This is a genomic window from uncultured Ligilactobacillus sp., from assembly GCF_948826705.1.
In the GTDB taxonomy this organism is placed as follows: Bacteria; Bacillota; Bacilli; order Lactobacillales; family Lactobacillaceae; genus Ligilactobacillus.
In genome coordinates this window covers 1-24,862 of the sequence record NZ_CAQLEL010000037.1, presented here as the reverse complement: position 1 = coordinate 24,862, position 24,862 = coordinate 1, and the positions used below count along the sequence as shown (strand labels likewise).

28 protein-coding genes and 1 pseudogene are annotated in these 24,862 nt (G+C 40.9%); 15 read left to right on the top strand and 14 right to left on the bottom strand.

What is annotated here, in order from left to right; all coding sequences use genetic code 11:
- Positions 1 to 481 (bottom strand): annotated as a pseudogene (locus tag Q9Q35_RS02125) (hypothetical protein); the annotation flags it as partial.
- A 229-nt stretch (positions 482 to 710) separates the two neighbouring features.
- On the opposite strand from Q9Q35_RS02125, the gene Q9Q35_RS02120 reads away from it, so the two are divergent.
- Positions 711 to 1,085 carry a DEAD/DEAH box helicase family protein gene (locus Q9Q35_RS02120; protein ID WP_304651913.1) on the top strand — a complete coding sequence of 125 codons (375 nt, stop codon included), beginning with the start codon at positions 711 to 713 and terminating at the stop codon, positions 1,083 to 1,085.
- A 700-nt stretch (positions 1,086 to 1,785) separates the two neighbouring features.
- Here Q9Q35_RS02120 and Q9Q35_RS02115 read toward each other — a convergent pair.
- The 12 genes from Q9Q35_RS02115 to Q9Q35_RS02060 form a co-directional block, all read right to left on the bottom strand.
- On the bottom strand, positions 1,786 to 2,331 hold the full coding sequence (locus tag Q9Q35_RS02115) for a hypothetical protein (protein WP_112286437.1): 546 nt from the start codon (positions 2,329 to 2,331) through the stop codon (positions 1,786 to 1,788).
- A gap of 24 nt (positions 2,332 to 2,355) precedes the next feature.
- The gene (locus Q9Q35_RS02110) at positions 2,356 to 2,865 is read right to left on the bottom strand and encodes a hypothetical protein (RefSeq protein ID WP_112286436.1); all 510 of its coding nucleotides are present in this window, start codon (positions 2,863 to 2,865) and stop codon (positions 2,356 to 2,358) included.
- Positions 2,866 to 2,898: 33 nt separating this feature from the next.
- Positions 2,899 to 3,816 (bottom strand): hypothetical protein, encoded by a 918-nt coding sequence (locus Q9Q35_RS02105; protein ID WP_112286435.1) that lies wholly within the window; start codon positions 3,814 to 3,816, stop codon positions 2,899 to 2,901.
- 13 nt (positions 3,817 to 3,829) lie between these two features.
- Positions 3,830 to 4,465, bottom strand: coding sequence for a bifunctional DNA primase/polymerase (locus Q9Q35_RS02100; RefSeq protein ID WP_112286434.1), 636 nt, complete (start codon positions 4,463 to 4,465; stop codon positions 3,830 to 3,832).
- Positions 4,462 to 4,824: a hypothetical protein gene (locus tag Q9Q35_RS02095; RefSeq protein WP_112286433.1), complete on the bottom strand. Its 363-nt coding sequence runs from the start codon at positions 4,822 to 4,824 to the stop codon at positions 4,462 to 4,464. Before Q9Q35_RS02095 ends, Q9Q35_RS02100 begins: the two co-directional genes overlap by 4 nt.
- Before the next feature lie 20 nt (positions 4,825 to 4,844).
- Complete coding sequence (locus tag Q9Q35_RS02090) at positions 4,845 to 5,099, bottom strand: hypothetical protein (protein ID WP_112286432.1); 255 nt, start codon at positions 5,097 to 5,099, stop codon at positions 4,845 to 4,847.
- Complete coding sequence (locus Q9Q35_RS02085; RefSeq protein WP_238145327.1) at positions 5,099 to 5,509, bottom strand: hypothetical protein; 411 nt, start codon at positions 5,507 to 5,509, stop codon at positions 5,099 to 5,101. Before Q9Q35_RS02085 ends, Q9Q35_RS02090 begins: the two co-directional genes overlap by 1 nt.
- A gap of 66 nt (positions 5,510 to 5,575) precedes the next feature.
- A complete protein-coding gene (locus tag Q9Q35_RS02080) occupies positions 5,576 to 5,860 on the bottom strand; it encodes a hypothetical protein (protein WP_112286430.1) in 285 nt (94 codons plus the stop codon).
- A complete protein-coding gene (locus tag Q9Q35_RS02075) occupies positions 5,853 to 6,209 on the bottom strand; it encodes a hypothetical protein (RefSeq protein WP_112286429.1) in 357 nt (118 codons plus the stop codon). The genes Q9Q35_RS02080 and Q9Q35_RS02075 overlap by 8 nt, the downstream gene beginning before the upstream one ends.
- 250 nt (positions 6,210 to 6,459) lie before the next feature.
- The gene (locus tag Q9Q35_RS02070; RefSeq protein ID WP_112286427.1) at positions 6,460 to 6,690 is read right to left on the bottom strand and encodes a hypothetical protein; all 231 of its coding nucleotides are present in this window, start codon (positions 6,688 to 6,690) and stop codon (positions 6,460 to 6,462) included.
- Between the two features lie 102 nt (positions 6,691 to 6,792).
- A complete protein-coding gene (locus Q9Q35_RS02065) occupies positions 6,793 to 7,449 on the bottom strand; it encodes a Rha family transcriptional regulator (RefSeq protein ID WP_112286426.1) in 657 nt (218 codons plus the stop codon).
- Positions 7,450 to 7,464: 15 nt separating this feature from the next.
- The gene (locus Q9Q35_RS02060) at positions 7,465 to 7,650 is read right to left on the bottom strand and encodes a helix-turn-helix domain-containing protein (RefSeq protein WP_112286425.1); all 186 of its coding nucleotides are present in this window, start codon (positions 7,648 to 7,650) and stop codon (positions 7,465 to 7,467) included.
- A 160-nt stretch (positions 7,651 to 7,810) separates the two neighbouring features.
- Here Q9Q35_RS02060 and Q9Q35_RS02055 point away from each other — a divergent pair, with 160 nt between their 5' ends.
- The 12 genes from Q9Q35_RS02055 to Q9Q35_RS02000 all read left to right on the top strand — a co-directional run bounded on the left by Q9Q35_RS02055 (position 7,811) and on the right by Q9Q35_RS02000 (position 23,159).
- Positions 7,811 to 8,392: a helix-turn-helix transcriptional regulator gene (locus Q9Q35_RS02055; RefSeq protein ID WP_112286424.1), complete on the top strand. Its 582-nt coding sequence runs from the start codon at positions 7,811 to 7,813 to the stop codon at positions 8,390 to 8,392.
- Positions 8,393 to 8,734: 342 nt separating this feature from the next.
- Positions 8,735 to 9,874: a site-specific integrase gene (locus Q9Q35_RS02050; RefSeq protein WP_304651912.1), complete on the top strand. Its 1,140-nt coding sequence runs from the start codon at positions 8,735 to 8,737 to the stop codon at positions 9,872 to 9,874.
- A gap of 109 nt (positions 9,875 to 9,983) precedes the next feature.
- Complete coding sequence (locus tag Q9Q35_RS02045) at positions 9,984 to 11,711, top strand: phospho-sugar mutase (RefSeq protein ID WP_304651911.1); 1,728 nt, start codon at positions 9,984 to 9,986, stop codon at positions 11,709 to 11,711.
- A 123-nt stretch (positions 11,712 to 11,834) separates the two neighbouring features.
- On the top strand, positions 11,835 to 13,835 hold the full coding sequence (uvrB, locus tag Q9Q35_RS02040) for an excinuclease ABC subunit UvrB (RefSeq protein ID WP_304651910.1): 2,001 nt from the start codon (positions 11,835 to 11,837) through the stop codon (positions 13,833 to 13,835).
- Between the two features lie 18 nt (positions 13,836 to 13,853).
- Positions 13,854 to 16,700, top strand: a complete 2,847-nt coding sequence (gene uvrA, locus Q9Q35_RS02035; RefSeq protein ID WP_304651909.1) for an excinuclease ABC subunit UvrA — start codon at positions 13,854 to 13,856, stop codon at positions 16,698 to 16,700.
- Positions 16,701 to 16,766: 66 nt separating this feature from the next.
- Complete coding sequence (locus Q9Q35_RS02030; RefSeq protein WP_304651908.1) at positions 16,767 to 17,240, top strand: S-ribosylhomocysteine lyase; 474 nt, start codon at positions 16,767 to 16,769, stop codon at positions 17,238 to 17,240.
- Between the two features lie 166 nt (positions 17,241 to 17,406).
- Positions 17,407 to 18,066: a serine dehydratase beta chain gene (locus Q9Q35_RS02025; RefSeq protein WP_304651907.1), complete on the top strand. Its 660-nt coding sequence runs from the start codon at positions 17,407 to 17,409 to the stop codon at positions 18,064 to 18,066.
- Between the two features lie 13 nt (positions 18,067 to 18,079).
- On the top strand, positions 18,080 to 18,970 hold the full coding sequence (gene sdaAA / locus Q9Q35_RS02020; RefSeq protein WP_304651906.1) for an L-serine ammonia-lyase, iron-sulfur-dependent, subunit alpha: 891 nt from the start codon (positions 18,080 to 18,082) through the stop codon (positions 18,968 to 18,970).
- A 109-nt stretch (positions 18,971 to 19,079) separates the two neighbouring features.
- Positions 19,080 to 19,967 (top strand): RNase adapter RapZ, encoded by an 888-nt coding sequence (gene rapZ / locus Q9Q35_RS02015; protein WP_304651905.1) that lies wholly within the window; start codon positions 19,080 to 19,082, stop codon positions 19,965 to 19,967.
- The gene (yvcK, locus tag Q9Q35_RS02010; RefSeq protein ID WP_370648874.1) at positions 19,964 to 20,983 is read left to right on the top strand and encodes a uridine diphosphate-N-acetylglucosamine-binding protein YvcK; all 1,020 of its coding nucleotides are present in this window, start codon (positions 19,964 to 19,966) and stop codon (positions 20,981 to 20,983) included. Before rapZ ends, yvcK begins: the two co-directional genes overlap by 4 nt.
- Positions 20,984 to 20,995: 12 nt before the next feature.
- On the top strand, positions 20,996 to 21,949 hold the full coding sequence (gene whiA, locus Q9Q35_RS02005) for a DNA-binding protein WhiA (RefSeq protein ID WP_304651904.1): 954 nt from the start codon (positions 20,996 to 20,998) through the stop codon (positions 21,947 to 21,949).
- A 157-nt stretch (positions 21,950 to 22,106) separates the two neighbouring features.
- Entirely contained in the window at positions 22,107 to 23,159 is a 1,053-nt protein-coding gene (locus Q9Q35_RS02000; RefSeq protein ID WP_304651903.1) for a PTS transporter subunit IIC, read from the top strand.
- A 61-nt stretch (positions 23,160 to 23,220) separates the two neighbouring features.
- Here Q9Q35_RS02000 and clpP read toward each other — a convergent pair whose 3' ends face one another.
- Positions 23,221 to 23,811 carry an ATP-dependent Clp endopeptidase proteolytic subunit ClpP gene (gene clpP, locus Q9Q35_RS01995; RefSeq protein ID WP_004048260.1) on the bottom strand — a complete coding sequence of 197 codons (591 nt, stop codon included), beginning with the start codon at positions 23,809 to 23,811 and terminating at the stop codon, positions 23,221 to 23,223.
- Between the two features lie 162 nt (positions 23,812 to 23,973).
- Here clpP and Q9Q35_RS01990 point away from each other — a divergent pair, with 162 nt between their 5' ends.
- Positions 23,974 to 24,405 carry a MarR family winged helix-turn-helix transcriptional regulator gene (locus Q9Q35_RS01990; protein WP_304651902.1) on the top strand — a complete coding sequence of 144 codons (432 nt, stop codon included), beginning with the start codon at positions 23,974 to 23,976 and terminating at the stop codon, positions 24,403 to 24,405.
- Positions 24,402 to 24,725, top strand: coding sequence for a multidrug efflux SMR transporter (locus Q9Q35_RS01985; RefSeq protein WP_304651901.1), 324 nt, complete (start codon positions 24,402 to 24,404; stop codon positions 24,723 to 24,725). Before Q9Q35_RS01990 ends, Q9Q35_RS01985 begins: the two co-directional genes overlap by 4 nt.
- Positions 24,726 to 24,862 lie beyond the last annotated feature (137 nt).

Here is a 24,862-nt window from a genome sequence, read left to right as displayed (position 1 = left end):
CCCTATCCAAAACCGTTCCATGTTCTTGTACCATCAAAAGTCTGTTTCTAACCGCATAGTATTCTTTCCAGTCATACCGTCTGGGGCGGGTTTTTTCTAACTGTGTAATCTTATGGGTAAGTACTGCCTGCGGCACTACAAGAAACCGGCTATAATTATGAATGCGCAAAGAGTATTCTGTGTCGTCATACCAGATAAAATATTCTGCGTGCGGCAGACCTATCTGACGCACAAGGGATAAATCCACCACCATTCCGCAGAACGACGCAATGTCGCAGGCAAAACAAGATTGTTCATATACCTCTTCCTTGCAGTTTTTTGACAGTAATCCAATACCAGTCAAATTTCTTCTATGACAGGTATCAATTTGCCCATTTACTGTCACAACTCCGGCAAACGCCTGATACATGGAGTTTTGCTGTGCAGCCGTAAAAATTTGTTCCATGTAATCAATTGCAATAATAGCATCATCATCAATCACAAAATATTACAGCAACACCACCCGCGATGCCCACATCAAGGAACAGACTAAAGGTAAAGGCAAAGGGAAGAAGCAGACATCAAATTCATTTGAGTTTACCTCCTACTGGGCTCGTCTCGACAACGAGCCGATATATAATCTTGTGGACTTCACGCAGACCTTCCTTGCCAAGCATACTCTGCTGAATGTGCTGACCAAGTATTGCATCTTCACTTCGGAGGAAATACTGATGGTGATGCGTCCTTATCAGATAGCCGCAACAGAGAAGATATTGCAACGCCTGAATGTATCGACCAACGCCCGTACATGGGGTAAACACGAGGGAGGCGGCTATATATGGCATACCACCGGTTCGGGCAAGACGCTGACTTCGTTCAAGACAGCACGGTTGGCATCGCGTCTGCCCGACGTTGATAAAGTATTCTTTGTAGTTGACCGCAAAGACCTCGACTATCAGACCATGAAAGAATATGACCGCTTCGAGAAAGGTGCGGCCAACTCTAATGGCTCCACGGCAGTGCTTACTAAGCAGATAAACGATGATAACGCCCGAATAATCATCACCACCAATCAGTCTAAAATACCACCACGGCGCTTATATTAGCTTATTTCAGCAATCGAAAAAGTAGCCATTTACTCCGATTTTCTCCGATAGTTAGGAAGTAAACTAGTTATAGCGCCAATCGTGGCGCTGGCTAACAAGCGTAACTATAACTACGGTTGTGATTTGCTGTGTAACTGAAATTTCATAGCTCTATACTTTCTACGACGTTGCCACTTGTGGTAAAGAAAGACGTTAGCAAATGCTAGCATTTGACCTCAGCAATTCTCAGCATTTTATGTCAGCATTTGTCAGCAATTCACCTTAACAATTCTTAGCATTTTATCTTAGGTTTTCTTAGGTTTTTTGCACCTTTCCCGTCACTCTAATAGGTTTTAGAATGGCGTTTTTTTGCTTTAAAAAGGTGTGCATACAAAAAGCCAAAAAGGGTGCACACAAAAACTTAAAAAGTACGCACACTTTTTGGCGTAATACCTAGTATATTGCTAGTGGCTAATAACTTTTTGATGTTACCATTTGCTACCATTTGACCTGAGCAAATCTGAGCAATTTACTCCAACAATTTGGGATAGGTCCACGTTTGAATTTTCGGCGCTTGCATGAGTGTAGTTATAACTACGCCCTTAATGTGTGCAACCGTAGTTACGGTCATCTTTGGCGATCGTTCCCATTTGTGGGATCGTGACTTTTTCGCTATAAACTAAAAGGGATGCCAGCATTTCGCCAGTGCATCCCTTGCGTTCTATTTGATTGGTGCTATTACTGATTTGATGTATTCAATCACCGTCAAGCATTCGATTTTGAGCATATTACGCAACGCCTTAAGACTTGGATAGCCTTTAAATGTGATGTTTCCACTCAAGCGGTTCATGTAATAGATCGTATACGGATCAACGGTGTGTCCGTTCGCTAACGATTCTAGCCGGTGGCTCATGATCGTTCTAAAACCGTGGCGATTTACTAGCATGACGGACGGCAATAATTTTACTTTCTTAGCGAATTTACCGTTATATTTTTCATTCAAGGCAAACTCTAGCCCCGTTTTGGCTACTTCTGCACACTCACGATCAAAGTAGTAGCCTAGCTGGTCCATCTCAAGTAAAAATAGATCGTTGATGATCTTATTAGCAGCGTTGATCTTATCTTCTGTTGATCCTTTCACGCCGTCATATACTGAAATAAATGCGGTGTAGGCTTCTAGTTGGATCTGATACGATCGCAAACGTGATGGGCTTGCGTGTCTGATGTCTTCCTTGAGATCGTTTAAGTTTGTGGGTATTACATTCATGTTTGAACTTCCTTTCTGGGATGTCTATTTAAAATCTTTGGCTAGTTGCTCCGTGATGTCTTGTATCATGATAAATTGGTAGTCATTAAGCCCGTACTTGTCCAAGTCCTCGGCTGTGAGCTTATCCATTTGAACAAGTAAGCCCCTTAATCGCTCGCCAATCTCATGTCTGAGCATTTTGCGAGTTTCTAGCATTTGGTTGTATTGTCTCACTGCTTGGGTCTGTTCTTTCATTTTCGAGATAGCAAGCGGACCGCCTACAAAAGTTTTATTTAATTCTTTATCTGTCATCACCGCCATTTTTCTCAGTCCCGTTTTGAATAGGTGAAATGGTGCGAGATCTTGGGCTTCTTGGGTCGTATATACACCGTCTAAGGCGTACGGCTTCTTATTTGTTGGCAATTCGTCAAGCTCTTTATATAATTTGTCTGATGTCTTGCCGATTTCTAGTAATAAAGTATCGTACTTGTTTAATTCGGTGATTGCGTCTAGGATATGGTTTAATTGTAAATGCGGTGCGTCTGTGATATTCATTTTAAACTTCCTTTCTGTTATCAGTGATGTGGGTTATTTAGCTTCTTCGATGGCCTTGCGTAATCTGTCACCAATGTCTTTAGTGATCTTATAACCATAGTCAGCAAGTAAAGCAACTGATGCAGTTAGATCATAACCACTCCGCTTAGCGATCGCGTTTAAGTTCTCATCTGTCAATTTTGGTAAGTGTGAGTTTACCGTTTGCGGTTTTTCCTCGTTGTCCGATTTAGACAATTGCGTCATATCAACGTTTTTAGAGTGCTTTGAGTCAGTTTTTCCGTCATCAGTAACATCATCTTGCAAGGGGGTAGGGTCTAGAAATGTTGATTTATCAGCATTTCCACCACTAACCCCCTTGGCATCACTACTGTTACTATTTACACTAGTATAGATAGCTGTAGTATTATTCTTATCTAATCTATTCTTATCTAATCTATTCTGCGTTAACGGTTTGTTAACAGGTTGTTTACACGATGTTAACGGTTTGTTAACAGATTCGGCGTTTTTGTTAACATCTTGTATTTTTTTGGTACTACCACTTGTTAACGCTTTGTCACAATCTGTTAACGAATGGTCAACCAAAGTAGATTGTAAACTTCCTTCTTTGACTTGGTATACATTAACTTCATCAATTTCAACCATTGATAAAAATTTTTGATGTATCGTTGACTTGTATCGATCACCTTGGATCTTATTGTTATTTACACGCCAATGACGTATCAAGTAGGTAGTAGGGTTCTTAAACTCGATAAGGAAACCGTTTGTTATAAGTTCTCTGATTTCGTCAATACTGCCACCTAGCGCCCTGGAAGTCATTAAAACACGATCTGTGAACCCGTCATCATCTGCCGTCATATTGATGTGCATGTATAGCGCTTGGGCTTTGACCGACAATGTATAAAAAGCATCAGACTCAACGACTGCCTGCGCTAGCATTCTTTTATTTGCCATTTTTACCGCCTCCTTAGCGCAAGTAGTAGCGCTTGTTGTTTAGCCCAAGTTTTGCCAGTTCTTCGCCGTGTATCGTTGGTTTATAACGATCTTTGCGGATCGTGTTATTTATCAGCCAATCAGTGAGTACATAGAGTTTTTTGCTCTCCGAGATTTTGAGTAAGTAGCCTCGATTGATGAGTGCATCAATGTCGTTGATATCTGCACCTAAGTAATTTGCTAGCGAATGTACCCGATCCACTACGCCGTCATCGTCTGCGATCATCCCAAGATGAAAGTAAAGCGCTTGGGCGGTTAGTGGTAGATTATGGAACTTGATTTCTTCTGTGATACTTGGCGAGAAACTTCTTTTTTTAGTCATGGTTTGGCTTCCTTTCTGTCTTATGAGTCTTGCTGTATTGATTGCAATGCTACTCCTGTAACCATTCCCGTTTAATGCACTTGGATCACGATTGATAAAATAAGCAAGTAGCTTTACTTGCGAATTTTGAATTATAGGCAGATTATCGAACCACTTCGCCACTGTCTGCGGATCGTTAGACGCTGTTAAATAGCTCTGGTCTTTGATAGGGCGCTTAGTATTTGGAACTAGTGGGAAAACCTTATAACCACGCTTCACAAGCTCTAAGGTGTATTGTTTCGGTGTCATTTGTGAACCCCCTTAAATGATCCCTCGTGCGTTTGCAACTGGTTATACAACTCAGGTTCAAAAAGTTTAATAGTTGGACCAAAGTTCTTTAAAATTACTTGGATCTCATTCAACGTAATAAGTTCCTGTTTGATCCTAATCTTTGTAGCTTCCATGATTACATAGGTGCTAGCTAGACTACTGAGATCAGAATATAAGTCGGGATCTGTTTTGGATAATTTTTTACCGTACACTTTTTCTAAAAGGTGAGCTGTTTCAGGTTTAAGATCGTTACTCTTGATCATGCTTGTTAGCCCCGATTTTAAATTTTCAAATGAAGCTAATTTTTCTTGATTTTTGATTGTGCTTTCGTGTAACATGTAATTACTTCCTTTCATGATTAATCTTTGCGGTTTTGTCGTGATTGGGATGTGGGTGGACCACTGATAGGGATGTCAGTGGTCTTTTTCTTTACCCTCGATCTCGATCGTAACCACTCAATGACAAACGGTGTAACTAGCCCAGCAACTCCAAAGATCAACGTAAATACTCCGATCGCCAATAAATACATAGTCATTGCATATTTAACGCCGTCTTTGTCGGATCGTTCTTCTTCAAACAAGTAGCAAGCGTCTAATTTGATCTGTTCTAACATTATGCGTACACTCCTTTGATCATTTGATTTTTTACTTTGATGACGTCACCGATATTCAAGATGTGCCAGTCTGTTACTTCGTACTTACAAAAGCCGATACTTTGAACGATAGGGACGATGTAACCCAATTTATTCAAGCGTTCCAGGTCCTTAGCCACTCCATCAGTCAAACCACCTAGGATATAAACAAGGTGCGTACCGTTTGCCACAACTCCCGATGTGCTAGCCTGCATACATAACAAGCCATAAAGCTGTTTTTGTTCAAACGTCAACTTGTCGGCTTGCATCACTCTAGGCGGGATATAGATGTCGTCCTCTCCTGCGATGACTCGTTCCAAGCAAGTATTTAATTGCGATCGCTCTTTCTTGGTAAATGTCTTCATGTCGTCAATTCCTTTCTTGTGATCCATAAAGCTGACCTTTAAACCACCTAGCCCAGTGCTTATTTATCGTTATAGCTCTATGGATCGTGTGCATTATTCTGTTGTCTCGTGTTCTGCTAGCCAATCAATAAGCGTTTGCCGTTTGATGAGTAGATTCATCCCGTCGATCTTAACAACTGGCAAGCCTTTCTTTATCCATTTATCAACTGATGTCACTGACTTAAGCCCCATGAACCTAGCCACTTCGCTTTTAGTCATGTATGGAGCACTAGGGATGTTAGTAGCAGCTTTTAGCATAGTTACCAGTTGGCCAACGCTTTTAAAATCTTCTGCCAAAGTCATGTCTTCGGTGTCTAGTGTGATCGTTACTTTAGCCATTGTCTTGATCTCCTTTGCTTAGATATTCCAGCCAATCGGTGCGGATCTGTGCAAACATTAGCGCTCGATTTCTTAAGGCTAACTGTTTGATCTCGTTCTTGAGTGGCTCGGTCGCTCTGATAAGTTCGTCTTGATCAGTTGCGATATAATAGCCAGTCTTTGCGCCATTTCGTACGCCTACGATCGGTACACCGTGAGCAATTACTAGATCACGAATAACCTTTCTTACTGATCGCTTGCTTAGGGATGTCATACTTGCTAGATAAGCAGTAGGGCGGGTGTTATCTGCTCCATAGCCTAGAAGTGATAAGATTGTCCGCTCGTCTGATGTTAGCTGTCTTCGTTTCATTAGTGCACCTCCTGTTGATTTTGAGCTAATGAGTTGCTGACGCCTGCCATACCGTCACAAATAAAGTCTAGGCTATCTGTAATGAGTGGCAGTACTGTAGTAACTAAGTAAAGCTTGTCTGCTGGTTTCATCTCGCCGTTTTCTGATACGTATGCTTTTAGCAACTCGTTTAATGTCCGTGCTCTGATTTGTAGTTCATCTAATTTATTGATCTCTGTTTCATTTGTATATTACATTGTGCTCACTCCTATTAATCTTCTGGACAAACGGTGTCCGATAATTTGTATAGATCCTTGCTGTGGCTACTCAAAGCATCCCTTAGCTTTGGAAGTAGTTTAATCAAGTAAGCTTGTGCGGTAGGTTCGCCACGTCTTAGATCCATGATATAGGCGTCTAAAAGATCAGCGTACAAGTCAGCTTGATTTGCTAACTCGCCTAATTCTATTGAGATATCTAATAGCTTTTCTTGTTCTTCTGTCATGTTAAAGATCTCCTTTGGTGTATTTTGGGTTTGGGATGTGGGTTGACCATTGGCGGGGTGTTTAAGTTGGGATGATCGCATCCCGTTAGCTTGTTTCTGTAATTATTTAACTTCTCTCCATTCTGTAACTTGTAATGTGCCACCGTTTAACATTGCTTTGATCTGGCTAAAGGTCATTTGTGCCAATAAATAGCCAATTACACGAGTTTCAAGTTTCTTATACTGTTCTTGTTCTTCACTTGTTAAAACGTCAAGGGATGCCTTAGATTGCGGGTTTCTAGCTTTTTTAAGCTGTTTGGCGTTCATCCCTGTAACTGCTTTATATAGCAAGTTTGAAATATGGTTATAGCTCCAGTCGGTTCGGTGTTCCCATTCTTTTACTGCGTCCGTCAATGTCTTTCGCAACGGTTTTTCTTCAATACGGTTGATTTTTCGCTTGGTTAGTTCATCTCTCATCTTAAAGAACTCAGAGACTAGGGCTACTTTGAAAGCTTTAACCTGTGGTGTGTTATCTAAAAACGTAATAAGTGTTGTTGCTTGTTGCTCGTTCAAGTGATAAATCTTTTTAGGTCGTCCACCTTTTTTACTGGTAGGTTTTACGATTTCAAATCGCAAAACTCCAAAGTACTCTAAGTCTGCTTTATTACGTCTGATCAGATCCGAAATGCTACGGTATTCAATTCCTGTATGTTCTGCAATGATTTCGGGTGTCGTATACGGTTCATCTTTCAACGATTGTAAAAATACTAGTTCTTGCATGATCCGTGCTCCTTTCTATTTGCTAACTTGCTTGTGTGCCTCCATAAATTCGATGATGTCGCTCTTTTTGATACGCTTGGACTTGCCGACAATGTAGACGGGTAAACCTGCATCGATGTAGCGGTATAGCGTGTTGTGTGTCTTTAGGCCTAAAAAGTCCATAGCGTCTTTATAACTCAAATATTCTGGTTGTTTTTTCATAAAAACCACCTTTCTTTTTTTGATTATTGTTAAATATTAGTCAGTTAACTAACAATTAACAATTTACACTAATCTATTTTTACTGTCAATAAATTGTTATATATTTTTGTAAGTTGTTATTTTTAACAATAGACTGTAAAATATGGTTGAGGTGAATAGAATGTTAAAAAGTAATTTAGCTGTCCTTATGGCAGAAAGAGGCTTAAAAATTGCGGATGTTTATGAGCAAACCGGTATATCAAAAACCACTCTGATGTCTTTGGCGGATAATAAAAGCAAGGGTGTTCAATTTGAAACAATTGATAAATTATGTAATTTTTTTGGTATAGATGTGAGCCAGTTTTTTGTATATTCTCCGTATTTAATAAAATATATTGATAAAGTTGATGGACAAGTTATGCGGATAACTTCAGGGGGAGAAGTAAATAATTTTTATTTTCGATATTTTGAAATTTCAAGCGATGAAGATTTAACGGATGACGATAAATTTGGAGATCCTCAAAAAGAATACGATTATTATATTTCTATAATGTTGGATACGCTTGGGGAATATGATAACTTTGATAAAATCTATAATAATTTAAATATTTGGTTTCAAAAAAATGTTACAGAAGAACTTTTTAAAAGAACAATAGATATTTTTAAAGAGGGCCACCAATCAAAAAAAGGTAAATATTTATGTGCTTTTAACATAGGTGTAAACAGAAAATGCGTATACAGAGAAAAAGAGATACAAGTTTAGCAAATATTAGCGCCACGCCTAAAAATGTAGGGTTTTGTTGGGTAGTAGCCATTTTGACGTCGATATAGGATTTTAGTTCAGGTTTTCTCAGGTTTTCGCCACAAGTGGAGAAAGTAGTATTTTGTAGTACTTCGGTTGTGGTTGGTGGCTAAAATTCCTACATTTTCCACCATTTTTACAGCATGAGCGATCTGAGCCAGTGCATCCCTAAGCATTCCAATTCTAGGGATGTTATAGATCCCATACATATACAATCGAATAGATACCAGTAATAAAGCCGTCCTATCGTGCATTACTTTAAGCCACCTAGCCCGTGCAATTAAAGATAAAGGACTGATAAACATGGCTAAAATTACAGAGTATCAAACGAGCAAAGGGAAGTTTTACCGCTTCCGTGTATATGCTGGGATCGATGAGATGACTGGCAAAAAGAAATATATCAAGCGTGCAGGTTTCAAGACTAAGGCAGCTGCTAAAAAAGAACTGGTCAAGTTAGAGTATGATGTTTCGAGTGGCAATTACTTCAAGCCATTAGATAGCAAACTTTTTAAAGATGTCTATTTGATGTGGTTAGATCAGTATAAAACAACGGTCAAAGAGTCGACACTTAATAAGGTGCTGTCACTTTTTAAAAATCAGATATTGCCACAAATGGGGCTGTATCGGGTGGATAAGCTAAACCTTGCTAACTGTCAAAAAGCGGTCAATGTTTGGGCTAGTAGTTCGCCTGCATCATTTAAGCAGTTGCTTGGGTATGCTTCTAATGTGATAGATTTTGCTAAAAGATTAGAGTTGACCGATCGCAACCCGTTTAAAGATGTCATCAGACCACGTCAAAAGATAATACGTAGTGAACGCAATTACTTTGAACCAATAGAATTAAAACGTTTCTTGACCATTGCGAAAAAAATGGGACTTAAAAACTATGCTGTGCTTAGAATGTTAGCTTATAGCGGTATGCGAATAGGGGAGCTTATAGCTCTGACGTGGGACGATGTCGATTTTGTAAATAGCACGATCAGCATCAGTAAAACAGTAGCTAGGGGGGGTGGTAATAAGGCTATTATACAATCTCCCAAAACTTCAGCTAGTAAACGCTTGTTGGTCATGGATAACGAAACGATGCAGATCTTGAGACGTTGGCAAGTCAAACAAGCTAGTTACTTGTTAAAGTGTGGGATCAATGCGATGTCTAGCAAACAACTGGTATTTAGTAATACTAAAAACGAATTTTTAGCACGCTGTACGGTCTATGCTTGGGTAAAAAAGATCTGTGCGATCGATACTAGTTTACCTAAGATCACCCCTCACGGCTTCAGACACACGCACGCTACTTTGTTATTATCTGCTGGTGCTAGCGTCAAAGAAGTTCAAACTCGTTTAGGTCATGAAAAAGTACAAACAACGCTTGATGTTTACACTCACTTGACTAAGCAAGATCAAAAGGCAACGATCAATAAACTTGTTAAATATCTGGGATAGAGACCCTAAAAGAGCCCCTTAAATTTTTTGTAAGCGTAAAAGTGCTTGTTATAGCAAGTTTTGCCGATTGATAGTATACTAGATTTGAATAGATAAATGAGGTGATTATATGAGTTGGGAAGAAACTTATACCATTTGGAACAAACAACCTGATCTAGCACCTGAAGTTCGGGAAGATCTTGATAAGATCGTAAATGATAAAGAAGCACTAGAAGATGCCTTCTATACACCAATGGAATTTGGGACAGCTGGGATGCGCGGCTTGATCGGTGCTGGGATCAATCGCATGAATATTTATACTGTGCGTCAAGCAACTGAAGGTTTGGCCCGTTTTATGGATACTTTGGATGAAGAGACAAAATTACGTGGTGTAGCGATCAGTTATGATTCACGTCACATGTCACAAGAATTTGCATTCGAAGCAGCACGTGTTTTAGGAGCACACAAAATTCCAAGCTTTGTCTTTGAAAGCTTGCGTCCAACACCAGAACTATCCTTTACCGTTCGACACCTACATGCTTATGCAGGGATCATGATCACAGCGAGCCATAATCCAAAACAATATAACGGTTATAAGATCTATGGTGAAGATGGTGCTCAAATGCCACCAAAAGAATCAGATATGATCACAAACTATATCCGTGAAGTTGATGATCTTTTTGCAGTCGAAGTTGCTGATAAAGATGCTTTGATCAATGACAAAACTTTGAAAGTCATCGGTTCAGAAGTTGATGAAGTTTACTTAGAAAATGCCAAAGAAGTAACGATCGATCGTGAGTTAGTTGCTGAAGAAGGTAAAACGATGAAGTTGGTCTTTACTCCACTTCACGGTACTGGTGGGATGTTAGGTGAAAAAGCTTTACGTCAAGCAGGTTTTGAAGACTTTACGATGGTCCCAGAACAAGCTATGCCAGACCCAGAGTTCTCAACAGTTGAGCATCCAAACCCTGAGTTTACAGAAGCTTTTGATCTAGCGATCAAATTAGGCAAGAGCCAAAAAGCTGATCTTTTAGTGGCTGTTGATCCTGATGCTGACCGTTTGGGAGCAGCTGTTCGGCAACCAGATGGTGAATATGAATTGTTGACGGGTAACCAGATCGCAGCTTTGATGTTGAATTATATTTTAACAGCACGTAAAAAAGCCGGTAACTTACCCGCAAATGCAGCTTTAGTAAAATCGATCGTTTCAAGTGAATTTGCTGCTAAAGTTGCTGCTGATTTTGGAGTCGAAGCGATCAATGTCTTGACTGGGTTCAAGTTCATCGCTGAACAGATCCAACATTTTGAAGAAACAAATGAACACAGCTTCATGTTAGGTTTTGAAGAAAGTTATGGTTATTTGATCCGCCCATTTGTACGCGATAAAGATGCGATCCAATCTTTAGTACTATTAGCTGAAGTAGCTGCTTTCTACAAGAAACAAGGTAAGAATTTATATGATGGCCTTCAAGAATTATTTGAAAAGTACGGCTATTTTGCTGAAAAGACGATCGCTTTGACCTTTGATGGGATCGAAGGTGCACAAGAGATCAAAGACTTGATGGCTAAGTTCCGTCAAGAATTGCCAACTGATTTTGCCGGTTATAAGGTTATCGCAGCTGAAGACTATCAAGCTTCCAGTCGTCAAGATGCAGAAGGTAACGTGACAGCGATCAACTTGCCTAAGTCAAATGTTTTGAAATACTTCCTTGAAGATGGAACTTGGATCGCAGTTCGTCCTTCAGGTACAGAACCAAAGATCAAATTTTACATTGGTACGCAAGGCGACTCCGAAGCTGATGCACAAGCTAAATGTGAAAAATTTGAAAAAGCGATCAATGATTTCATCAAGGGCTAAAGTTAGCTGTTAGTTGTAAAAGACACGGAAATCGCCGTGTCTTTTTTTGATTCTGCTGATGCGAAAATACGTTCGTTGTGGTATAATCTTGTAAGCAATAGTTTTTAATGAGGGGGTAATCATTTGATCGAGCGTCAAGCCGATAAAGAGTTCAAATTAGTTTCAAAATATCAACCAACTGGAGACCAACCACAAGCGATCGCTGAGCTTGTAACAGGGGTCAAAGCTGGTAAAAAAGAACAGATCTTATTGGGAGCCACTGGGACAGGGAAAACTTTTACGATCTCAAATGTGATCGCAAAAGCCAATAAGCCGACTTTGGTCTTAGCTCATAATAAGACTTTGGCAGGACAGCTTTATGGGGAGTTCAAAGAATTTTTCCCAGACAATGCTGTTGAATATTTTGTATCTTACTACGATTACTATCAACCTGAGGCTTATGTTCCTTCAAGTGATACTTATATCGAAAAGGATTCGAGCATCAACGATGAGATCGATAAATTACGGCACTCTGCGACTAGTTCGTTATTAGAGCGTAATGATGTGATCGTGGTGGCCTCAGTTTCATCGATCTTTGGTTTAGGTGATCCAAAAGAATATCGTGATCAAGCTCTTTCATTACGAGTTGGCCAAGAGATCGAACGGGACAAGTTGTTGAATCAATTGATCGATGTTCAATTTGAACGTAACGATATCGACTTTCAACGGGGGCGTTTTCGTGTTCGGGGTGATGTAGTCGAGATCTTCCCCGCTTCACGTGATGAACAAGCGCTTAGGGTCGAATTTTTTGGTGATGAGATCGATCGGATCCGAGAAGTTGATCCTTTGACTGGTGAGATCTTAGGTGAGCGCAATCACGTTGTCATCTTCCCAGCGACGCACTTTTTAACAAGTGGCGAACGCTTAGAAGGATCTATCAAGAGCATCGAGGCCGAATTAGCTCAAAGGTCAAAAGTCTTGCGTGCGGATGGCAAGCTATTAGAAGCCCAACGCTTAGAACAACGAACAACATACGACATTGAGATGTTGCGTGAAATGGGATATTGTTCGGGGATCGAAAATTATTCGCGGCATATGGATGGAAGAAAACCAGGGGAAGCACCATATACGCTGTTGGACTTCTTTCCAGATGATTTTTTGATCGTAGTCGATGAATCCCATGTTACGATGCCTCAAGTGCGTGGGATGTACAATGGTGACCGCTCACGTAAGCAGATGTTAGTCGATTACGGGTTCCGTCTTCCAAGTGCCTTGGATAATCGGCCATTAAAGTTAGCCGAATTTGAAGAACGAGTAAATCAGATCATTTATATGTCGGCGACCCCAGGTGTTTACGAACAAGAACGTACTGATACTGTCGTGCAACAGATCATTCGACCAACCGGATTATTGGATCCAGAAGTTGAAGTTCGTCCGATCATGGGACAAATGGACGATCTAGTAGCTGAGATCGCCAAGAGGACCAAACGAGATGAGCGCGTCTTTGTAACGACTTTGACTAAGAAAATGGCAGAAGATCTGACTGATTATTTCAAAGAGATGAGTATTAAAGTCAAGTATCTGCATTCTGATATCAAGACACTTGAACGGACACAGATCGTGCGAGATCTTCGTTTAGGGAAATTTGATGTGCTCGTTGGGATCAATTTATTACGTGAAGGGATCGATGTACCAGAGGTCTCGTTAGTTGCGATCTTAGATGCCGATAAAGAAGGCTTTTTGCGCAATGAACGTTCTTTGATCCAAACGATCGGTCGTGCTGCGCGAAATGAAAAGGGGCATGTGATCATGTATGCTGATACAGTGACCGATTCGATGCAAGCAGCGATGGACGAAACAGCACGGCGGCGGGCGATCCAAATGCAATACAATGACGAACATGGGATCGTGCCAAAAACAGTTAAAAAAGAGATCCGTGATGTGATCACAATGACGACTAAGCCAAAAGAAAGCACTAAAGATTTAAATGATAAACTCGATTTTGATGAATTGAGCAAACAAGAACAACGAGAAATGATCGCACGTTTAGAGGAGCAAATGAAAACTGCCGCTAAAAACCTTGACTTTGAGGATGCAGCCGCTTTACGTGATACTGTGATGGAATTAAAAGCACAGCTTGATTAAATAGAAAGGATGAAAGTTGTGGGAAAAAATAAGATTACGATCCGTGGTGCCAGAGAGCATAATTTAAAAGATATCAATGTTGAGATCCCCAAAGAAAAACTTGTCGTGATCACGGGTCTCTCCGGTTCAGGTAAAAGTTCACTTGCTTTTGATACTTTATATGCTGAAGGTCAGCGCCGCTATGTTGAGAGTTTGTCGGCTTATGCTAGGCAATTTTTAGGTCAGATGGATAAACCTGATGTCGATTCGATCGATGGACTTTCACCAGCGATCTCGATCGATCAAAAGACAACTTCGAAGAATCCACGCTCAACTGTTGGGACTGTAACGGAGATCAATGACTACTTGCGTTTGTTGTGGGCACGAGTAGGTACGCCGATCTGTCCTAATGATGGCAGTGAGATCACGAGTCAATCGCCAGAGCAAATGGTCGATCGCGTCTTGCAGCTCCCCGAAAGGACTAAGCTCCAGATCTTGGCGCCGATCGTGATAGGTAAGAAAGGACAACATAAAAAAGTTTTAGAAAAGATCAAACGTGAAGGTTTTGTCCGAGTCATGATCGATGATAAATTGCATGATATTGCTGAAGATATCGAGCTAGATAAGAATCTCAAACATGATATCTTTGTGGTGGTCGATCGGATCGTTATTAAAGAAGGGATACGCTCACGGTTATTTGATTCATTTGAAGCAGCGTTACGCTTGGCTGAAGGTAGTGTATTTGTTGATGTGGTCGGCGACAAAATGTTACAGTTTTCGGAAAATTTTGCTTGTCCTTATTGTGGTTTTACGATCGGAGAACTTGAACCACGACTATTTTCTTTCAATGCGCCTTTTGGAGCTTGTCCAGATTGTGATGGATTAGGAATGAAGCTTGAAGTCGATATCGATCTAGTCGTGCCTGATCGAAAAAAGACACTTAACGAAGGGGCAATGGAACCGTGGAATCCGATCAGTTCCAAATATTATCCAACTTTATTAAAGCAAGCATGTGAAGCCTTCGGGATCGATATGGATACCCCGTTTGAAGATCTACCTCAAGAACAGCAAGATATCATTTTGTATGGTGCTAAGGATAAGACTTTCCATTTCCGGTATGAAAATGATTTTGGGGGGATACGTGATATTGACACGACCTTTGAAGGGGTCATTCCAAATATTGATCGGCGTTATCATGAGACAAATAGTGATTTTACCCGCGATGTGATGCGCAAATATATGACGAGTTTGCAATGTCAAACTTGTCATGGATATCGCTTGAATCGCAAAGCCCTAGCAGTTAAGATCGCCGGTAAGCATATCGGTGAAGTTTCTGATCTGCCGATCGCCGATGAATTGGCCTTTTTTGAGGGTTTGGAATTTAGTGAACAAGCAGCTCAGATCGCGCGCCCGATCTTAAAAGAGATCAAAGACCGATTGACATTTTTGGTGAATGTTGGGTTGGATTATCTGAATTTAAGTCGTTCAGCACGTACCCTTTCTGGGGGAGAAGCCCAACGGATCCGTTTAGCAACGCAGATCGGTTCTAACCTTTCAGGGGTCTTATATATTTTAGATGAACCTTCGATCGGGTTACATCAACGGGATAATGATCGTTTGATCGCTTCTTTACGTGCCATGTGTGAGTTGGGAAATACTTTAGTCGTAGTAGAACACGATGAAGACACGATGCGAGCCGCTGATTATTTGATCGATATCGGTCCAGGCGCTGGGATAGAAGGTGGTCAAGTCATGGCTGCGGGCACACCTAAGCAAGTTGCACGTTCGAAGAGATCATTGACTGGACAATATCTAGCTGGAAAAAAATATATTCCGATCCCAGCTACCAGACGTCAAGGTAATGGAAATTTTGTTGAGATCATTGGAGCAACAGAAAATAATCTTAAGGATATCGATGTGAAATTTCCGCTGGGTGAATTTATTGCGGTCACTGGTGTCTCGGGTTCTGGTAAGTCTACATTAGTTAATATGATCTTGAAACGAGCTTTAGCCCAAAAACTACACCATAATTCTGAAAAACCAGGTAAATTCAAGCAGATCAAAGGTACTGAACACCTTGAAAAAGTTATCAATATCGATCAAAGTCCGATCGGGCGTACTCCGCGGAGTAATCCTGCGACATATACGGGGGTCTTTGATGATATACGGGGGTTATTTGCCCAAACTAACCAAGCTAAGTTACGTGGTTATGGCAAAGGGCGCTTTAGTTTTAACGTTAAAGGTGGTCGCTGTGAAGCCTGCAAAGGGGATGGGATCATCAAGATCGAGATGAATTTCTTACCTGATGTGTATGTGCCATGTGAAGTTTGTCACGGAGCACGTTATAATTCTGAAACGCTAGAAGTTGAATATAAAGGCAAAAATATCGCTCAGATCTTAGAAATGAATGTCTTAGAAGCATTAGAATTCTTTAGTGCGATCCCTAAGATCAAGCGCAAATTGCAAACGATCGTCGATGTTGGGCTAGGTTATGTTTCATTAGGACAACCAGCAACGACTTTATCCGGTGGGGAAGCCCAACGGATGAAATTAGCTTCTGAATTGCATCGTAAATCAGCGGGTAAGACCTTTTATATTTTAGATGAACCGACTACTGGCTTGCATACCGATGATATCAAGCGTCTATTGAACGTCTTACAGCGACTAGTTGATAAGGGCAATACGGTATTAGTGATCGAGCACAATTTAGATGTTATCAAATCGGCTGACCATTTGATCGATCTAGGACCAGAAGGTGGCCAACGTGGCGGACAGATCGTTGGAGTCGGGACACCTGAAAAATTATGTCAGATCGAACAAAGTTACACTGGTAAATATTTAAAACCGCTCTTAGAAAATGGCCATTATGAACCACGGCAAGATTAAGACTTGCTTTTTAATGCCAAACTGTTAAAGTTAAAGTGTACAATTAATAATAGGGGTGTTGATAGAATGGCAGAAGTTGAAAGCTTTACATTAGATCATACCGCAGTCAAGGCACCTTATGTGCGTTTGATCACGGTAGAAGAAGGTCCAAGAGGTGATCAGATCTCAAACTTTGATCTTAGATTGGTCCAACCAAATGAAAACGCGATCCCAACAGCGGGCTTGCATACGATCGAGCATATGTTAGCGGGTTATTTACGTGACCATATGGATGGCGTGATCGATTGTTCTCCATTCGGTTGCCGGACGGGTTTTCATTTGATCATGTGGGGCGAGCATGATACGGTCGAAGTTGCTAAAGCCTTAAAAGCCTCCTTAAATGATATTTTGAATGCTTCTTGGGAAGATGTTCAAGGAACTGATATCAAGAGTTGTGGTAATTATCGTGATCACTCATTGTTCTCAGCCAAAGAATGGTGCCAAAAAATCTTGGATGAAGGTATCTCATCCGATCCATTTGAACGTAAAGTAGTAGAATAATAGACAACTTAGGGCTAGCTCAAGTTTGGGGCTAGCTCTTTTTTGGGACTAGGTTAGTAAGCTGTGCTAGATTGAAAAAAAATAAATTAAATTTTTCACATGTAGTGATAAAAGGCGAACTTTAGTGATACATTAATAAAAAATAACTTAAGTCGAGGTGAAAATGGTGAGCGGGAATTACAAGAGTGTTTTTGATATTATCGGACCTGTTATGGTAGGCCCTTCAAGTTCACATACTGCTGGAGCTGTAGCGATCGGTCAAGCGGCACATAAAATATTTGGTGAACTGATCGAACAGGTGATAGTCGACTACTACGAATCTTTTGCTAAAACACATCAAGGGCATGGAACTGACTATGCTGTGATCGCAGGTGTGTTAGGTATGCAAACGGATGATCTGCGCGTTCCAAAAGCGGTCGATATCGCACGGGCTCAAGGGATCGAGGTCGTTTTTAATGAACATGAAGGGAAAAGTCCGATCGGACATCCAAATACAGCGATCATTACGCTAAAAAATGCCGATAAAATGATCAAAGTTGGTGGTTGTTCGATCGGTGGCGGTACGATCGAGATCCGAGAATTGGAACTAGATGGCTGTCGTTTTGCACCTTTAGGACCTTTGCCGATCATGCTTTGTTGGACCGAGACGGATTTTACAGATCATATCAAAGAGAGTTTAAATCAAGATAATATCAAGATCAGACATGAGATGACTAATATTTTTGGACAAGGTAACTTGATCCATGAATTTGATCTTGACCGCTTACCACCGAAAAATATTTTAGAACAGATCAAGGCACAAAGTCGTAGTTTGGTCTGTCTATGATCGAGGAATTTATATGTATAACAGTGTAGCTGAAATAGTAGAAACGGCAATCAAACAAGATAAACCTATCTGGGAATTGATGTTAGAACAAGAGATGGCTTATTCACGCGCTAGTCGAGCTGAAGTTTGGGTCAAGATGCAACGTCAATTGGAAGTGATGTTAGCAGCAGCTAAACGCGGAACAAAAGGTGATGGTGTCCACTCCCCAACTGGACTAACTGGGGGTGAGGCGGCTAAGATGCGAAAGTATCGTGAATCAGGGCAAGGCTTGACGGATGAGACAGTCCTTTATGCGATCGAAAATTCACTGGCCACAAATGAAGTCAATGCGGCTATGGGGTTGATCTGTGCAACCCCAACAGCCGGTTCTTCTGGAACGATCCCAGGTGTATTGTTTGCATTGCAAAAAAAGCGGGGCTTGACGATCGACCAGATGGTAGCTTTTCTTTTTTGTGCCAGTGCATTTGGAATGGTGACAGCCAACAATGCGATGATCGCAGGCGCCACTGGTGGTTGCCAAGCCGAAGTCGGTAGTGCTTCAGGAATGGCTGCTGCTGCTGCAGTTGAGATCTGTGGTGGTAGTCCAACGCAAGCAGCTGAAGCCTTTGCAATGGCCTTGAGCAATTTGTTGGGACTAGTTTGTGATCCGGTCGCTGGTTTAGTTGAGATCCCCTGTGTTAAACGTAATGTTGTTGGTTCAGTCAATGCACTAGCTGCAGCAGACATGGCTTTGGCAGGTTTGGAAAATAAGATCCCTGCGGATGAAGTTATTTTAGCAATGAAACGGATCGGTAAGCGACTGCCAGCTCAATTACGTGAAACCGGGCTAGGGGGCTTGGCGGCGACACCAACAGGGGTCAAGATGAAATTGAAGATCTTTGGACAAGAACTAGATCTAGATTAAAAGCAGTTCAGATGAGCTGCTTTTTTAATAGGGTAAGATCGCTGTTTAATGAATGGTACACCCGGATGTGTTATAATTAGTCGATGGATTTTAATTGGGGGCGTTAATAATGGCAGAAGCAATACAATTAGTCGTAGTGACCGGAATGAGTGGTGCCGGAAAGACCGTTGCGATGCAAAGCTTTGAAGATCTTGGATATTTTTGTGTGGACAATATGCCACCAGCTTTATTAGGAAAATTCTGGGAGTTAGTCAAGGAATCCGGCAAGATCAGTAAGGTCGCTTTAGTGATCGATCTGCGTTCGCGGGCTTTTTACGATGAGATCTTTGGGATGCTACAAGAGTTAGATGATGGCAACGATAATTTACGGCCGAAGATCTTGTTTTTAGATGCATCAGATGAAGAATTAGTAGCCCGTTATAAGGAGACAAGAAGAGCGCATCCTTTAGCAATGGATGGGCGTGTTTTAGATGGTATCCAGCATGAACGTGAATTGTTATCCGAGATCAAATCTAAAGCCCAATTAGTGATCGATACTAGCAAGATCTCACCGCGTCAGTTACGTGAAGAGCTCTTTTTGAACTTTGAAAGCGATCAAAGTACGGCATTTCATGTTAATGTAATGTCGTTTGGGTTTAAATATGGCGTCCCGATCGATGCTGACATCGTGATGGATGTTCGTTTCTTACCAAATCCGTATTATATTAAAGACTTACGTGAAAAAACGGGTAATGATCAGGCGGTCTATGATTATGTCATGAACTCTAAGATGACTGAAGAATTTTATCAACAATTTATCAAGATGTTGCGTTTTGTAATGCCTGGCTATCAAAAAGAAGGTAAGTCAAGTGTTACGATCGCGATCGGATGTACTGGTGGTCAACATCGTTCAGTGGCACTGGCTAATCGTATTGGAGAAGCTTTACAAGAGAAGTATCCGGTGAACATCACCCACCGTGATATGGAGAAACGAAAGGAGACTGTGAATCGTTCATGATGAAGTCAAGAGTAAATCGGCATCGTCCGAAGATCGTGGTGATCGGTGGGGGCACGGGGTTACCCGTTATTTTAAATGGCCTGCGCCAACATAATGTCGATATCACTGCTGTCGTAACGGTTGCTGATGATGGCGGTTCCTCGGGGATCATTCGGGACTATATCAATGTCGTTCCCCCAGGTGATATCCGTAATGTGTTAGTAGCATTATCAGATATGCCAGAGATCTACAAACAGATATTTCAATACCGTTTTAAGTCCAACGATCAATTTTTTTCAGGTCATGCGATCGGTAATTTAGTGATCGCTGCTTTGTCTGAGATGGATGACCGTGGGATCTTTGATGCGGTCCAAGAACTTTCTGAATTGATGAAGATCCAGGGGCACGTTTATCCTGCATCTGATATACCTTTGACGTTAAATGCTCGTTTTGCTGATGGAACGACTTTGGCGGGGGAATCAAATATTTCAGCGGCCGGAAAAACGATCGAAAAAGTTTGGGTGACCTCGATCGACGATGAAAGACCTGAAGCTAAAGAAGAAGTCGTTCAAGCGATCATGGAAGCTGATCAGATCGTTTTAGGACCGGGTAGTTTATTTACCAGTATTTTGCCTAACCTGATGATCGATAATGTTGGGCGGGCTGTTTGTGAAACTAAAGCTGAAGTCGTTTATATCTGCAATATTATGACTCAAAAGGGCGAGACTGAACGCTTTACTGATGCTGAACATGTTCGGGTCTTGAATCGGCATTTAGGGCAACGATTTATTGATACTGTGCTGTTCAATACTGAACCAGTACCAAAAGATTACATGGATCGTCAAAAATACGATGAATATTTATATCAAGTGGCTTATGACTTTAACGGTTTGAGAGAACAAGGGTGTCGTGTGATCTCAGACAACTTTTTAAAATTACGCGACCGTGGTGTTTTTCATGATGGAGAACAGGTCGTTAAAGAATTGATGCGACTGCTCGGACGCCCTAAGTCATGGTATGCCAATGAATTGAATTAGAGGGGTGGCTAAATGTCATACGCCAGTGACGTAAAAAAAGAATTGACGACACTTGAGGTGCATTTCGGCAATGCAAAGGCGGAATTGATGGCTTTGATCCGGATGAATGGTTCGCTTAGTATCGTCGATCATCAATTTGTTTTGAGCGTTCAAACTGAAAATCCTGCGATCGCTCGGCGCATCTATGTTTTATTAAAACAGTTCTACGATGTTGAAAGTGAATTGCTGGTACGCCGCAAGATGAAGCTAAAGAAGAATAACTTATATATCGTGCGCTTAAAAACTGGAAGTGACTATGTTTTAAAAGATCTAGATATTTTAGATGGTTTCCAGATCAAAGAAACAGTACCGTTAGCATTTCTAGATGATGATGCAAAAGTAAGATCTTACTTACGAGGAGCTTTTTTAGCAACTGGGTCGGTCAATAATCCAGAAACGAGTCGGTATCATTTAGAGATCTACTCGTTGTATGAAGATCATAATGAAACGATCTGTAAGATGATCAATCGTTATGGTTTAAATGCTCGGACAACTGAGCGGCGAAGTGGTTATATCACCTATCTGAAAGAGGCGGAAAAGATCGCCGATTTTCTATCTTTGATCGGAGCTACAGCTTCAATGTTGAAGTTTGAAGATATCCGGATCGTTCGTGATATGCGAAATTCAGTTAACCGCATCGTCAATTGTGAGAATGCAAACATGAACAAGGTTGCTGACGCAGCCAAACGGCAGATCGAAAACATCGAATATTTAGATCAGCGGGTCGGTCTGGAGAGTTTACCGCAAAAGTTACAAGAAGTAGCTCAAGCGCGGATCGCTCATCCAGAAGTCAGTTTAAAAGAACTAGGTGAATTAGTTGCTGGAGGACCGATCTCAAAATCAGGGATCAATCATCGCTTGCGTAAATTAAATGAGTATGCACAGCAATTGCGTGCAAAAGAAAATGAGAATATTCCAAATGGATAAAGTCGACAATTTAGCTTTTTGCTGAATTGTCGGCTTTGTTTGTGTATTAAGATAAGTTTTTGATGAGTTGATTGTAATTTTTGGGTTGACTTTATAATTATATTTGGGTAGATTAACATTATCAAATCGATCAAAAAGGTCAAAGGGGGAATCATTCATGAATGTGAAGAAAATAACGGGACGTGAATTTACCTTAAACGTATTGAACGGCATCAGCATGGGAGTGGTAGTCTCACTGATCCCAGGAGCTTTACTGGGACAATTGATGCAAGCTTTAGCAAAGATCTGGCCTACATTTGCGCATGCTGTCTTGGATATTACTACATTTAATATGAGTTTACTACCAGCGATGGCAGGCTTTAGTGTCGGCTATCTTTTTAAGATGAATATGGTCCAGATGAGTTCGATCGCTGGGGCGGCGATGGTCGGTTCTGGCGTGATCGTGAAGACACAGCAAGGTTTTGGTTTAGCTGGGACTGGTGATGTGATCAATGTTGGGATAACGATCGTTTTTTCTGTCCTCTTAGCTCAGGTGATCGGTAATAAGTTCAAAAGCTACACGATCTTATTGTTACCGATCATTGTGATCATCATCGGTGGTAGTTTAGGTTTGTTGGTCTTGCCATATGTTAAGGCGGTGACTGGTTTTATCGGAGCTGGGATCAAAACATTTACGCTCTTACAACCTATTTTGATGGGGAGCTTAATGGGGATCTCATTTGCAGTGCTGATCTGTTCGCCGATCAGTTCGGTTGGGATCGCAGCTGCGATCGAGATCACGGGGATAGCTTCAGGATCTGCTAATTTAGGTATTACCGCCGGAGCATTTACTTTGGCGATCATGGGAAGTTCAGTCAATAGCTTGGGAACTGTGATCGCACACTTCTTTGGTACACCTAAGATCCAAATGGGCAATATGCTGGAAAAGCCTATTCTTTATCTACCGGTGGTCATCAGTTCGGCGCTCATGGGTGGGTTAGGTGCAGTGTTCAATATTCAAGGAACACCGATGAGTGCCGGCTTTGGCTTTAGTGGCTTGGTCGGACCGCTGACAGCATATGGTTTTATGGTGCCAGGTTGGTTGAGTATTTTAAGTTTGAGTTGTTTGTTTGTGGTGCTACCTGTCCTCTTAGGTTATCTAATGAAATACATTTTTATTGATAAGAAAAAGCTCATTTCTGCGACAGATCTATTATTGAAAACAGATTAAAAAATAAGAGTGTAAGACATACGGCATTGACCGCACATCTTACACTCTTATTTTTTAGTACTTATTTTTTCTTTTTATTTTTCATGATCCCATCGATCAAACCGTAATCAACTGCTTGTTGTGCAGTCATGAAGTTATCCCGCTCAGTGTCACGATCGATCGTTTCGATATCTTGTCCAGAATGTTCGGCTAAGATCTCGTTGATCAATTTGCGTGTCTTCAAGATGTGTTCAGCTGCGATCTGGATCTCAGTTGATTGACCTTGTGCCCCGCCTAGTGGTTGGTGGATCATGATCTCTGAGTTAGGTAATGCAAAGCGCTTGCCCTTAGCACCAGCTGTAGCTAAAACAGAAGCCATTGATGCTGCCATTCCCATAACGATCGTTTGCACGTCTGCATTAACAAAATTCATAGTATCGTAAATTGCTAATCCAGCTGATACGGAACCACCAGGAGAGTTGATATACATATAGATATCTTTTTCAGGATCTTGGGCATCTAAGAAAAGTAATTGAGCGATGATCGCATTTGCCATATCATCGTTAACTTCACCTGAGACCATGATGATCCGGTCTTTTAAGAGACGAGAATAGATATCATAGGCACGTTCTCCCTGAGATGATTGTTCAATAACTGTAGGAACTAAATTCATAGTGGGAACCTCCGCAATATTAATAAATTTGAAGTCAGTGACTGACTGTGTATTGCTATTGTAACCTATTGGTCAAAAATGGTCAAATCAAATAAACTGGTGTTTGCTAAAAATATCTGTTATTATTTTAGTACGAAATCGTACTAAATCGGAGAGGTGAAAATGGAAAACGAATTAAAACGTTATACTGCAGATTGGATCGCATTTAACCACGTTTACGATCAGTTGATCACCAAAAATCGGCTCACGTCATCATTGCTTTACGTATTTATAGTGTTTGAAACCCATGATTTTAAACTGCCACTGACGTGTTTGATAGAAGAAACTGGTCTTCCTAAACAGACGGTCACTTCGATAGTTAACAAATTGAGTCGGGAAGAAAAGATCATAACATTTCCTGACTCGATCGATAAACGCAGTAAGATCTTATATTTAAATGAAGCTGGACAAGAGCAAGCGAGGATGGTTTTAGCGGAATTTCGAACTAAAGAATTAAAAGCTGCGCAAGCTTTAGGAATAGAGAAGTTGCGATCATTAAATGATCTAAATGAAGAGATGTTAGCAAATTTGAAAGGACAGGTAGGGGATAAATGAGTTATGTATATTTAGCAACAGCGATCATCGGTGAATTTTTAGGAACGACGTTTTTAAAGATGTCGGATGGTTTTACGAAACTATCATTTTCGACTCTATCATTAGTTGCATATGGTCTATGCTTTTTCTTCTTGGCTAGATCGTTAGATAATCTAGATCTAAGTTTGGCTTATGCTGTTTGGTCAGGCGTTGGGATCATTTTAGCGACAGCAATCAGTGTTTTTTATTTCAAGGAAAGCATTAATTTGCTGACCTTATTAGGGATCGCCTTGATCTTAGTCGGGGTAGTTATCGTTAATTTATTTGGGGCAAGTCATTAAGTTGATGTCTTTCAACGGATATGGCTGACCAGCATAACACTTCCTACAGAAATGTTGGGAGTGTTTTTTTACAAAAAAATAACACCTCATTACAAAAATGAGATGCTATCACCATAGTTTTTAATGCATCACCTGGG

What these genes read in the sequence shown, in the direction of transcription:
- Q9Q35_RS02120 (WP_304651913.1), top strand. Translation starts at nt 711, where the DNA reads ATGGTGATGCGTCCTTATCAGATAGCCGCAACAGAGAAGATATTGCAA.
- Q9Q35_RS02115 (WP_112286437.1), bottom strand. Translation starts at nt 2,331, where the DNA reads ATGAATGTAATACCCACAAACTTAAACGATCTCAAGGAAGACATCAGA.
- Q9Q35_RS02110 (WP_112286436.1), bottom strand. Translation starts at nt 2,865, where the DNA reads ATGAATATCACAGACGCACCGCATTTACAATTAAACCATATCCTAGAC.
- Q9Q35_RS02105 (WP_112286435.1), bottom strand. Translation starts at nt 3,816, where the DNA reads ATGGCAAATAAAAGAATGCTAGCGCAGGCAGTCGTTGAGTCTGATGCT.
- Q9Q35_RS02100 (WP_112286434.1), bottom strand. Translation starts at nt 4,465, where the DNA reads ATGACACCGAAACAATACACCTTAGAGCTTGTGAAGCGTGGTTATAAG.
- Q9Q35_RS02095 (WP_112286433.1), bottom strand. Translation starts at nt 4,824, where the DNA reads ATGTTACACGAAAGCACAATCAAAAATCAAGAAAAATTAGCTTCATTT.
- Q9Q35_RS02090 (WP_112286432.1), bottom strand. Translation starts at nt 5,099, where the DNA reads ATGTTAGAACAGATCAAATTAGACGCTTGCTACTTGTTTGAAGAAGAA.
- Q9Q35_RS02085 (WP_238145327.1), bottom strand. Translation starts at nt 5,509, where the DNA reads ATGGATCACAAGAAAGGAATTGACGACATGAAGACATTTACCAAGAAA.
- Q9Q35_RS02080 (WP_112286430.1), bottom strand. Translation starts at nt 5,860, where the DNA reads ATGGCTAAAGTAACGATCACACTAGACACCGAAGACATGACTTTGGCA.
- Q9Q35_RS02075 (WP_112286429.1), bottom strand. Translation starts at nt 6,209, where the DNA reads ATGAAACGAAGACAGCTAACATCAGACGAGCGGACAATCTTATCACTT.
- Q9Q35_RS02070 (WP_112286427.1), bottom strand. Translation starts at nt 6,690, where the DNA reads ATGACAGAAGAACAAGAAAAGCTATTAGATATCTCAATAGAATTAGGC.
- Q9Q35_RS02065 (WP_112286426.1), bottom strand. Translation starts at nt 7,449, where the DNA reads ATGCAAGAACTAGTATTTTTACAATCGTTGAAAGATGAACCGTATACG.
- Q9Q35_RS02060 (WP_112286425.1), bottom strand. Translation starts at nt 7,650, where the DNA reads ATGAAAAAACAACCAGAATATTTGAGTTATAAAGACGCTATGGACTTT.
- Q9Q35_RS02055 (WP_112286424.1), top strand. Translation starts at nt 7,811, where the DNA reads ATGTTAAAAAGTAATTTAGCTGTCCTTATGGCAGAAAGAGGCTTAAAA.
- Q9Q35_RS02050 (WP_304651912.1), top strand. Translation starts at nt 8,735, where the DNA reads ATGGCTAAAATTACAGAGTATCAAACGAGCAAAGGGAAGTTTTACCGC.
- Q9Q35_RS02045 (WP_304651911.1), top strand. Translation starts at nt 9,984, where the DNA reads ATGAGTTGGGAAGAAACTTATACCATTTGGAACAAACAACCTGATCTA.
- Q9Q35_RS02030 (WP_304651908.1), top strand. Translation starts at nt 16,767, where the DNA reads ATGGCAGAAGTTGAAAGCTTTACATTAGATCATACCGCAGTCAAGGCA.
- sdaAA (WP_304651906.1), top strand. Translation starts at nt 18,080, where the DNA reads ATGTATAACAGTGTAGCTGAAATAGTAGAAACGGCAATCAAACAAGAT.
- rapZ (WP_304651905.1), top strand. Translation starts at nt 19,080, where the DNA reads ATGGCAGAAGCAATACAATTAGTCGTAGTGACCGGAATGAGTGGTGCC.
- yvcK (WP_370648874.1), top strand. Translation starts at nt 19,964, where the DNA reads ATGATGAAGTCAAGAGTAAATCGGCATCGTCCGAAGATCGTGGTGATC.
- whiA (WP_304651904.1), top strand. Translation starts at nt 20,996, where the DNA reads ATGTCATACGCCAGTGACGTAAAAAAAGAATTGACGACACTTGAGGTG.
- Q9Q35_RS02000 (WP_304651903.1), top strand. Translation starts at nt 22,107, where the DNA reads ATGAATGTGAAGAAAATAACGGGACGTGAATTTACCTTAAACGTATTG.
- clpP (WP_004048260.1), bottom strand. Translation starts at nt 23,811, where the DNA reads ATGAATTTAGTTCCTACAGTTATTGAACAATCATCTCAGGGAGAACGT.
- Q9Q35_RS01990 (WP_304651902.1), top strand. Translation starts at nt 23,974, where the DNA reads ATGGAAAACGAATTAAAACGTTATACTGCAGATTGGATCGCATTTAAC.
- Q9Q35_RS01985 (WP_304651901.1), top strand. Translation starts at nt 24,402, where the DNA reads ATGAGTTATGTATATTTAGCAACAGCGATCATCGGTGAATTTTTAGGA.